This is a genomic window from Phreatobacter sp. (assembly GCF_052440005.1).
GTDB lineage: Bacteria > Pseudomonadota > Alphaproteobacteria > Rhizobiales > Phreatobacteraceae > Phreatobacter.
Map to the genome: position 1 here is coordinate 1 of NZ_JBQVQL010000133.1, position 8864 is coordinate 8864.

At 69.3% G+C, this 8864-nt stretch carries 9 protein-coding genes; 2 read left to right on the forward strand and 7 right to left on the reverse strand.

Features of this window, described 5'->3' with window-relative positions; translation table 11 throughout:
• On the reverse strand, nt 1-446 hold a 446-nt coding region (locus ACT6XY_RS21390; protein ID WP_444750329.1), incomplete at its 3' end, for an amidase family protein.
• A gap of 270 nt (nt 447-716) precedes the next feature.
• Here ACT6XY_RS21390 and ACT6XY_RS21395 point away from each other — a divergent pair.
• Entirely contained in the window at nt 717-2291 is a 1575-nt protein-coding gene (locus ACT6XY_RS21395) for an ABC transporter substrate-binding protein (RefSeq protein WP_444750330.1), read from the forward strand.
• A gap of 38 nt (nt 2292-2329) precedes the next feature.
• Here the strand turns inward: ACT6XY_RS21395 and ACT6XY_RS21400 are convergent, their stop codons facing one another.
• The 5 genes from ACT6XY_RS21400 to ACT6XY_RS21420 are packed head-to-tail and all read right to left on the reverse strand — an operon-like array spanning nt 2330 to nt 7025.
• The gene (locus tag ACT6XY_RS21400) at nt 2330-3613 is read right to left on the reverse strand and encodes a TRAP transporter large permease (RefSeq protein WP_444750331.1); all 1284 of its coding nucleotides are present in this window, start codon (nt 3611-3613) and stop codon (nt 2330-2332) included.
• Between the two features lie 7 nt (nt 3614-3620).
• Complete coding sequence (locus ACT6XY_RS21405) at nt 3621-4109, reverse strand: TRAP transporter small permease (RefSeq protein ID WP_444750332.1); 489 nt, start codon at nt 4107-4109, stop codon at nt 3621-3623.
• A gap of 26 nt (nt 4110-4135) precedes the next feature.
• Nucleotides 4136-5131: a C4-dicarboxylate TRAP transporter substrate-binding protein gene (locus ACT6XY_RS21410; RefSeq protein ID WP_444750333.1), complete on the reverse strand. Its 996-nt coding sequence runs from the start codon at nt 5129-5131 to the stop codon at nt 4136-4138.
• A gap of 53 nt (nt 5132-5184) precedes the next feature.
• Nucleotides 5185-6285: an Ldh family oxidoreductase gene (locus ACT6XY_RS21415; protein ID WP_444750334.1), complete on the reverse strand. Its 1101-nt coding sequence runs from the start codon at nt 6283-6285 to the stop codon at nt 5185-5187.
• Nucleotides 6282-7025 carry an SDR family oxidoreductase gene (locus ACT6XY_RS21420; protein WP_444750335.1) on the reverse strand — a complete coding sequence of 248 codons (744 nt, stop codon included), beginning with the start codon at nt 7023-7025 and terminating at the stop codon, nt 6282-6284. Before ACT6XY_RS21420 ends, ACT6XY_RS21415 begins: the two co-directional genes overlap by 4 nt.
• 147 nt (nt 7026-7172) lie before the next feature.
• On the opposite strand from ACT6XY_RS21420, the gene ACT6XY_RS21425 reads away from it, so the two are divergent.
• Entirely contained in the window at nt 7173-8165 is a 993-nt protein-coding gene (locus ACT6XY_RS21425) for a GntR family transcriptional regulator (RefSeq protein ID WP_444750336.1), read from the forward strand.
• A gap of 23 nt (nt 8166-8188) precedes the next feature.
• Here the strand turns inward: ACT6XY_RS21425 and ACT6XY_RS21430 are convergent.
• Nucleotides 8189-8864: cysteine hydrolase (locus ACT6XY_RS21430; RefSeq protein WP_444750337.1), on the reverse strand; the 676-nt coding region annotated here is incomplete at its 5' end.

The following is an 8864-nucleotide window of genomic DNA, read 5'->3' on the forward strand; positions in this document are numbered from 1 at the left end:
TTCCAGGGATTGCGGGTGATCCCGAAGCTCGGGCCGTCGGTCATCCCCTTGTTGCCGAATTCCGGCGTGGTGGTCTTGCCGATGATGATCGCGCCGGCGGCACGCAGCCTCTGCACCAGGACGTCGTCGGCCTTCGCGACATTGTCGGCAAAGATCGCGGTGCCATGGGTCGTCCGGACGCCCGCGACGTCGATCAGGTCCTTGATGTGGACGGGAACGCCGTGAAGAGGGCCGAGCGCCTCGCCCGCCATCACCATGACCTCGGCCCGCCGCGCCTGGTCCATGGCCTCGTCGCCCATGACGGTGACGAAGCAGTTCAGCCGCTCCTGCTCGGGTCCGATCGCATCGAGAACCGCGCCGACATAGTCCACCGGCGAGAGCTTCCTGGCGCGGATCAACGCCGCGGCCTTCGTGGCGGATGTGAAGAGGAGGTCGGCGTCGCTCATCGGGCTGCCTCGCTGCGAGGGGGCAGTCCCGGCCGGCACGGCGGCAGCGGAACCCTCGCGGGCCGCGATCTTGTGGCGGGGTGAGACCTGCGTCCAGCCGGGGACGAGGTGAAATCGGCCCGCGCAACGCTGCCCTGCCGCCGGGGGCATCGGCCGACGGGCCCTTGAACGCGGGGCCGATACGGCTACCCTCGGCTTGCCTAACGAACGTGCATTCTCTTGGCCGCCCTGCGGTCCGCTGCGACGCCCCCTGCGAGCGAGGAGATCACCATGGCCTTCCCCAAGATGACCCGACGGACCGCGCTCGCCGGGGCCTCGGCCCTCGGAGCCGCCACCATCTGGCGGCCGCGCGAGGCGCTGGCGACCAAGCAGCTGACCGTCGTGCTGGAATCGGAGGTGGTCATCTTCGACCCGCACTTCACGACGGCGGCGATCACCCGGACGTTCGGCTATCACATCTGGGACACGCTCTTCGCGATGGACGGCAAGGGCCAGATCCGCCCGCAGATGGTGGAAGCCTACGAGGCCTCTCCCGACAAGCTGACCTGGACCTTCACCCTGCGGGACGAGCTGAAATGGCATGACGGCGCGCCGGTGACCGCTGCCGAATGCGTCGCCTCGATCAACCGCTGGTCGCCGCGCGATGCCCTGGGGCGGATGCTGCGCGCCGCCACGGCCTCCATGGCGGCGCCGAACGACAAGACCTTCACGATCGCCCTGAAGGAGCCGTTCCCGCTGATGCTCGCCGCCCTTGGCAAGGCCAATGCGCCCCTGCCGGTGATGATGCCGATGCGGTTCGCGTCCACCCCGGGAGACCAGCGGCTGATGGCGATGCCGGTCGGGTCGGGACCTTTCCGGTTCCGCGCCGACCTGTGGAAGTCGGGCAACTCGATGGTGATCGAGAAGAATCCCGACTACGTGCCGCGCAAGGAGCCGGCCGACTTCCTCGCCGGCGGCCGGAACGTCAAGTTCGACAGGGTCGAGCTCAAGGTCATGCCGGACCAGATGACCGGCGCGAGCGCCCTGATCAAGGGCGAGATCGACTACATGCAGTATCTGCCCTTCGACTCCCTGTCGCTGTTGCGGCGGGCGCGGGACGTCAAGCTGCTCGGCATCGGCGGCATTCACCAGTTCCAGGGCAATTTTCGCCTGAACCACGAAGCGCCGCCCTTCAACGATCCCGCGGTGCGGCGCGTGTTGTGGAAGCTCGCCGACCAGTCCTCGATCCTCTCCGCCATCGGCATCCCCGAGGAGTTCCGTTCGCCGCAATGCTCCTCGTTCTGGATGTGCGACGCGCCGCTGTCGACGACGGCGGGGTCGGACGTCGCCAAGCTCGACATCGAGGCGGCGAAGGCCGCTCTCAAGGCAACGAGCTATGCCGGCCAGCCGGTGATCATCCTGGAAGTCGCGGGCTCCATCAGCCAGACGGCGGCGCAGGTTCTGGCGCAGAACATGAAGAATGCCGGCTTCACCGTCGATGAGCAGACGATGGACTGGGGCACGGTGCTCGCACGCCGGGCCAAGAAGGACGGCTGGTCCATGTTCTCCGTCTATTCCAACGGCACCGACATGATCTCGCCGCTCAGCCACTTCTACATCGCCTCGACCTGCGCCGATTTCCCCGGCTGGTCGTGCGACACGCGGATCCCGGACCTCTTGAAGGCCTTCACGCAAGCCGAGGACGACGCCGGCCGGCGGCGAGTGGCCGAACAGATCCAGACCATCGCCTACGAGCTGACCCCCGCGGTCATGTGGGGGCAGTTCACCATTCCCGCCGGCTATCGCGCCGATCTGCGCAATCTGCCGCAGTCCTCCTATCCCATGTTCTGGGAGGTCGACCGGTAGGAGCCGGAGACGCTTTCGGCCACCGGCCTCGTGGCGGATCAGCGCGCGAAGAGGAGGTTGGGAATCCACAGGACGAGCGCGGGCGTGAAGACCAGCATCAGCGTGATGGCGCAGACCGCGACGAAGAAGGGCATCGATTCCCGCGTGTAGTCGGCAATCGACACCTTCAGGATGGTGCAGACCGCGAACATGGCGGCCCCGACCGGCGGCGTGAAGTTGCCGATGGTTGCGGCGATGATGAAGACGATGCCGAAATGCACGGGATCGCCGCCGAGGCTTTGGACCAGCGGCAGGAAGATCGGCGTCAGCATGACGATCAGGATCGCGCCGTCGATGACGAAGCCCGCCACGATGACGACGAGGACGATGATGACCATCACGGTCTCGAGGTCGCCGCTCACCCCCAGCACCCACCGCGAGATGGTGTCCGGCACCTGCTCGTAGACAATGCCGTAGCTGAAGATGGCGGCGAGCGAGAGCAGGAACATCACCGAACCGACGTCCCTGAGGCTCATTTCCAGCCCTTCGAGGAAACCGGCACGGGTGAGGGCCCGATGGGCGAAGATGCCGACGCCGACGGCATAGACCACGGCGAAGGCGCCGACCTCCGAGGGCGTGAACACGCCCCAGCGCAGGCCGAGGAGCAGGAAGACGGGGAAGAGGATCGCCCAGATGCTGGCACGGACGGCGCTGCCGATCTGGACGAGCGTCGGCCGCTCGGCGAGTTCCGCGTCATAGCCCCGGCGGCGCGCGACCACCCAGATGACAGCGGCCATGGCCGCCCAGAGCAGGAAGGCGGGAACGAAGCCGGCGGCGAAAAGGCGGCCGATCGAGACCTGGCCGACCGTGCCGTAGAGGATCATACCGATGCCCGGGGGGATGACGGGCGTCAGCAGCGAGGAAAAGGAGATGATGCCGGCGACGAAGCCCTTGGACATGCCGCGGCGGATCATGTTGGGGCCGAGCATGCGCGCCGACATGGCGGCGTCGGCGATGGCCGAGCCGGAGACGCCCCCCATCAGGCCGGAGAGCGCGAGATCCACCTGGGCGAGGCCGCCCTTGAGCCGGCCGACCAGGACGGTGGCGAGCTGGATCATCCGCTCGGTGATCCCGGACTGGTTGAGGAAGTTGCCCGCCATGATGAACAGGGGGATGGCGAGGAGCGCGAAGTTCTGCGTCTGCGAGACCGTCAGCTGAACCGGGACGGTGAAGGGGATGTCCGGGTTCAGGACGAAGAAGATGGCACCCGAGATCCCCAGCGCGAAGGCGACGGGGACGCCGATCAGGGTGAGGACGACGAAGGCGATGAAGACCGTCAGCATGGCGGGCTCAGGGCTCGACGGCGGCAGGCTGCGGGCCCGCCTTCACGTGGTCGACGAGCTTGAACACCGAGGTCAGGAACATGAGCGCACAGCCGATCGGCAGGCTCAGCGTGACGATGGAGTAGCTGACGTTCGGCAGCCCCTGGAAGGTCCGGTTCCGGCTGATCCAGGCGAGCCACAGGCCGGCGACCACGATGAAGCCGAGGAAGGCGAGGACGATCAGGTGCTTGGCGATGCCGAGGAGGTGCCGGGCGGAGGGCGCCAGCCGGTCGACCAGGAGATCGACCGACATGAGCGCATTGTGCCGCCAGGCGATGTCGGCGCTGAGGAAGCAGGCCCAGGCGAACAGCGCGGTGGCGATGTCGCCGGACCAGTTCAGGGGGTAACCCATCAGCCGGCCGACGCCGCCGGCGAAGATGAGCACCACCATCAGCACGAGGAAACTTCCGGCGATCACGGCCTCGGCGCGGCCGAGGTGATGGTGGAAGGATCGCATGGTCATGTCCTCGTGCCGGCTGCGGATCAGCGCTGCTTGCCGATTTCCCGGTGAACGGCGTCGCGCACCTCGAGCAGGTTGAGCGTCTGGTAGGCGCGCTCGCCGGCGCGACGGAAGGCCGCGAGGTCGATGTCGGTCACCAGCGTCATGCCGCGATCCCGCAGGGTCTGCCGCACCTGCGCCTCGGAGGCGAGGATCTTCTCCGAGGTCTCGCGGCCGGCCTTCTGGCACTCCTCGACCAGCGCGGTCTGCAGCTCGGCGGGCAGCCGGTTGAAGAACTGCGCGCCGACGACCTGGAAGTTGATCAGGAGGATGTGCGAGGTCTCGTTGGCGTGGTTCAGCACCTCCCAGAAGCGCCGGCCGGGGATGTTGTTGTGCACCAGCTCGACGCCGTCGATCGCCTTCTGCTGGAGCGCCGGATACATGTCGCCGAAGGCCATCGCCACGGGCGAGGCGCCGAGGGCGCGAACGGATTCCTGCCAGATGGGGGCCGGCGGCGTGCGGATGCGAAGGCCGGCGAGGTCCTCGGGCCGGCGGACCGGCTTGTTGGTGTAGAAGTGGCGCATGCCCTGCACCCAGTCGAAGCAGACGACGCGCAGCCCGTGCTGGCTGGCGAGCTCCTCGGTGAAGCGCTTGATGGTGGGCGACTCGCGCAGCTTCGCCACCTCGTCCAGGGTCTCCGCGAAATAGGGACCATTCATCACGGCGATGCCGCGGACATAGGTGCCGAGGCGGGCCGCATCGGTGTTCTGGCCGATGTTCGCGCCCTGGCGCATCTGCTCGATGATGTCTTCCTCGACGCCGAGCTGGGCCGAGTGGAAGACCTGCATCCTGAGCGCCCCGCGGGTGCGCTCCTCGACGCGGCGCGCCCAGAGCTGGAAGCCCTCGTGGAAAGGCTCCGTGGGCGCCAGGACGTGGTTGAGGCGGAGGGTGAACTGCTGCGCGGCGGCGGGCGCCTGCATGCCGAGCGACAGAGCGGCGCCGGCGAGAAGGCCGGCCATGGCCTTGAGACGGGTCTTCATCGTGTCTTCTCCCTGACTTGCCGTCCTCGCGTGGACGGTCGTGATGGTTGACGTCATGACGTGCGTGCGATGGAGGGCAGGGGCACGCCGAAGCGGTCCGCCAGCGTGGTGAAGTCCTCCAGCGTCACCGGATCCACCGGAATGCCGTCGCGCTCGCGCGCCTCGGCCTCCGCCCACTCCCTGTCGCCCGGCGCCATGACGGTGCCCCCCGGCGCCGTGCGCGAGCCGCGCAGGCGATCGAGATAGCGCGCCATGGCCGCCTCGAAGGCCTCGCGGGCGATGAAGGCCTCCGGCCGGATCGCCACGACGAAGGCGCCCATGCCGCGCGGCGTCGCGAAGTCCGGGCCCCCCATCGGAGCGATGTCGAAGGACAGCTTCATGCCGGTGAGAACGGCGGAGAGGATCTCGACGAGGCCGGCGAGGCCCGCGCCCTTGTGGCCGAAGGCGCCGCCGAGGGGGGCGAGCATCTCCACACCGAGCGGATCGTCGATGTCGGTGCCCTCGCCGTCGGAGGCGACGCCGTCCGGCAGCGGCAGGCCGAGGCTGCGGTAGAGGAGCACGCGGTTGTAGGGAATGGCCGAGGTCGCCATGTCGAGCAGCCAGGGCCTGCGGCCGCGGACCGGGACTGCCGCGGCGATGGGATTGGTGCCGTGAAACCGCTCCGCGCCGCCGTGAAGACGCATGAAACTGTCGGAATTGCACACGGCGATGCCGATGAGGCCTGCCTCCGCCGCCGCCAGGGCATAGGCGCCCGCCGCGCCGAAATGCGAGGACCTGCGGATGGCGACCGCGCCGATGCCCGCCGTTCCCGCGAGGTCGCAGGCTTTTTCCATGGCGGCGAAGGTGACCACGGCACCATGGCCGTCGTCACCATCGAGGATTGCCGTCGCCGGCGCCGTCGGGGTGATGGTGAGCCGCGGCCGGCCGTTGACCCGGCCGCCCTCGAGGGCCCTGACGTAGTGGCCGGTGAGCCGGATGCCGTGGCTGTCGATGCCGAGGCGCGAGCCATGCATCATCGCCCGCGTCGCCGCCGTGGCGGTGGGTGCGTCGGCGCCCGCGGCGGAGAGCACCGCGCGGCAGAAGCCGTCGAGCCCCTCCGGCCTGACCCTCACGGGCACGTGCGCCGCCTCGGCGTCCTTCGGGCGGGCGCTCACAGCGTCTGCCCCCCGTCGATGACGAGAAGCTGGCCCGTCATAAAGCCGCTCTCGTCGCTGGCGAGGAAGACGGCGGCCGCCGCCATCTCCTCCACGGTCGCGAGGCGCCCGATCGGGTGGCGCGCGATCATCGCCTTGCGGGCAGCTTCGGCGTCCGGATTGGCGGAAATGCGCTCGGCGAGCGAGGGGGTGTCGGTGGTGCCGGGGCAGAGGACGTTGCAGCGGATGCCGCGGCCGATGAAGTCGCGCGCCACGGCCTTGCTGAGCCCGATCAGCGCCGCCTTGCTGGCGCCATAGGCGGTGCGGCCGGCGACGCCCGTCAGGCTGGAGGCCACGGACGCGACGTTGACGATCGTTCCACGGCCGCGATCGAGCATGCCCGGCAGGACCGCGCGCATCATCCGGTATGCGGAGGTGGCGTTCTGGTCGAGGCTTCGCTGCCAGTCCTCGGGAGAACAGTCGAGAATCGTCCCGGACGCGACCCATCCCGCGGCGTGGATCAGCACGTCGACCGGGCCGGATGCTGCGACGACCGCGGAGACGGCGACGTCGTCCGTGACGTCGAGGGCCGCGACCGAGATGGCAGGCGAGGCGTCCGGCAGATCCCGGAGCTTGGAGGGCGTGCGGCTGGTCGCGATGACGGTCGCGCCTTCCTGTGCGCAGGCGAGGGTGATCGCCCTGCCGATGCCCTGGCCGGCGCCGGTCACCAATACGCGCTTGCCCTGGAGCCGCTCCACCATGTCCGGCGTTTCCCCATGTTCATTATGATTGATGTATACACTAGACATTTCTCGCGAGCCGGCAACCCCTGTTTCTGCGGCGGCCGGTCGCGCTATGGTGTTTCGCCGGTCGGCAGCCGGCGCAACGTGGAATGAGAGAGGCCAACAGTGCTCGAGCCTTCGCAGCACGCAGTCCAGGGCAAGGCGCCGCGCATCTTCGAACAGCTCGTCGTCGTCCTGTCGCAGCGCCTGGCCTCGGGTGCGATCTCGCCGGGCACCGTGCTTCGCACGGCGGCGGTGGCGCGGGAGTTCGGCACGAGCAGGGGGCCGGTGCGCCGCGCCCTCGACGAGTTGCAAGCCGCCGGATGGCTCGTCGGCAGCGGTCTCGCCTATGTCGTGCGCGGCCCGGAGCACCGGCCCGACGGGGACGCGCGGCCGCCGGTCGCGGCGGCCACGCCGCGCATCGCGGCAGAGGCGAGCTGGGCGCGGATCTACCACGACGTCGAGACGACGCTGGTGGCCCGCATGTCCTTTGGCTCCTGGCGGATCGTTGAGGCCGAGCTCGCCGACCACTACGGCGTGTCGCGGACGGTGGCACGGGAGGTCCTGGGCCGGCTGCAGCAGCGCGGCATCGTGAAGAAGGACCAGCGGTCGCGCTGGTACGTCCCCGGCCTCGGCCGCGACTACATGGCCGATCTCTACGAAATGCGGCGGACTCTCGAACCGCAGGCGCTGGTCAACGCCGCGCCTCGCCTGCCGCCAGGATTGGCGCAGTCAGCGCTGGCCAGCATCGACGACGCCATCGCCCGGGCCGAGGACCTGGACGGGACGGATCTGGATCGGCTGGAGCAGGAACTCCACATCGATCTCATCGGCCATTGCGGCAACCGCACCATGGTGGAGGCGATCGGCCTCTACCAGTCGCTGCTGAGCGCCCACAGCTTCCTCTACAAGACGGCGCCGCGGATCTTCCCGACCGAGCCGTTCCTGCCCGAGCACCGCACCGTGCTCGAGCGGCTCGTCGGCGGTCACGTGGCGTCGGCGGCGGATGCCCTCAAGGAGCACCTCGCCCTGTCGCTCGACCGGGCCGTCTACCGCATCGAGCAGGTGCGCGGCCTGGTAACGCCGGCGCCCGTGAGCTACCTGATCCCCATTGCCTAGCGGCCCGCGCCGCCGTCCCGGGCCTAGCCCCAGCTCGCGACGACGGCGTCGACGTCGGTGACGACCGCGACGTTCTGCAGGGCGTAGTTGACGGAGGCCGTGTGCCATTCGGCTGTCATCGTCGAGCAGGCGTCCTCGGGCACCATCATGTAGTAGCCCTTGTCGGCGCCCGTGCGCGCGGTGTGCTCGATGGACATGTTGGTCCAGGCGCCGGTGACGACGACGATGTCGCGGCCCAGCGCCTTGAGGACGGTTTCGAGCCGCGATCCCTCCCAGGCGCTCATCCGCTGCTTCTCCACCACGTGATCGCCCGCGACCGCCTCGAGCCCGGGCACCGGCGCCGCGCCCCAGGTGCCGCGCACCATGGCCTTGGCGTCCGCGAGGCCCTCGAACAGCGGCGCGTTCATGGTGACGCCCGGGCATCCCGGCTCGACGATGAACCAGACGTGGATCACCGGCACGCCCTTGCCGCGCGCCGCGGCGGCGAGGCGGGCCGCGTTGGCGATGGCGTTCTGCTCGCGGCAATGGGCGGGCGAACCGGAGGAGGCGAAGGCGCCGCCCTCCATCACCACGTCGTTCTGCATGTCCTGGACGATGAGCGCGCAGCGGCTGGCGTCGAGGACGTAGCCGGGCGCGCATTTCAGCGCGCCGTTGCGCCCGACCGAGGCGGCGGCGACCGTCTTCGGCGCGCCCCCCGCC